Annotated in this window: 1 protein-coding gene; it reads right to left on the bottom strand. The window is 74.3% G+C overall.

Features of this window, described 5'->3' with window-relative positions; genetic code table 11:
* Positions 1–16: 16 nt before the first annotated feature.
* A partial coding sequence (locus D4740_RS12660; RefSeq protein WP_119837232.1) for a hypothetical protein occupies positions 17–1,109 on the bottom strand: 1,093 nt, incomplete at its 5' end.

Raw genomic sequence — 1,109 nt, 5'->3', positions numbered from 1 at the left:
GGGCCTGCCCCGGTGCCTAGCGCGTGCGTGCGGGGTAGTAGGGAGCCAGGGCCAGGCGCAGCTCGTAGAGCTCGCGCAGGGAGGCACTGACCTCGTCACGCGGCAGGACCACCCGGCCCAGGCCCACCAGCACCCGGTCCCACCACCCCAGCGGACGCGGCACCGCCTCAGGCCCCACCAGGCCCACCACCAGCTCGGCGGTGCCCGCCGGGCCGGCGGGCTCGGCCACCCCCGCAGCGGCCTCCCCGTAGCGCACCAGGTGCAGCACGTCGTTGGTCTCCACCACCTGACGCACCACCCGCTCACCAGCCGACAGCCCCTCCACCGACAGGCGCACCCCCGGACGCACCCGGGTGACCTCCCGCCACAGCGGCTCCACCACCTGCTCGCCCACGCGCTCCACCAGCACCGAGCGGCCCTCCTCCACGATCCGGCGCACGCCGCCCACGGCCAGCGCCACCACGATCAGCACCAGCACCACCAGGAACAGCACGTGACGCACCTCCCGGCCCCCGGGCCCGACCAGCCCCGCCAGCGAGGCCACGCCCACGCCCGCGTAGACCACCGTCAGCCCCGCCGCCGCCACCAGCAGCACCAGCGACACCCGCGCCGCCCCCGGCTGGCCCCGGCGCACCAGCGCCGACACCCCACCCGTGCCCAGTGCCACCGCCATCGCGGCCAGGGCTACCTCGTAGGTCCCGTAGTAGACCCCCACCCAGGCCGAGACCCCCGCCTGGTCGTAGGAGTAGAGCAGGCCGCCCTCACGCAGCGGCATCGCCGCCGCAGCCACGCAGTCCACCACGCCCAGCACGGCGCCCGCCCCGGCCACCCGCCAGGCCGCACGCCGCGACAGCCCACCACGGCGGAACGTCATCACCAGCACCGCCACCGACACCATCGTCACCAGGAACACCAGGCGCTTGACCAGGTCCACCACCACCTGGTCCCCGTAGACCGCCTCGTACTCACGCAGGAGCACCGACACAAGCATGGATGCGGCGGCCAGCTGGAGCAGACGGGTGCGCGGCCCGCTGCCCCGGTGCACCACGGCCACCACCACAACCAGCGCCACCAGGGCGACAAGGACTGAAACAACAACCGACAACATG

This window comes from Actinomyces sp. 2119 (assembly GCF_003591215.1).
Classification (GTDB): domain Bacteria; phylum Actinomycetota; class Actinomycetes; order Actinomycetales; family Actinomycetaceae; genus Actinomyces; species Actinomyces lilanjuaniae.
This window is presented reverse-complemented; position numbering and strand designations above follow the sequence as displayed.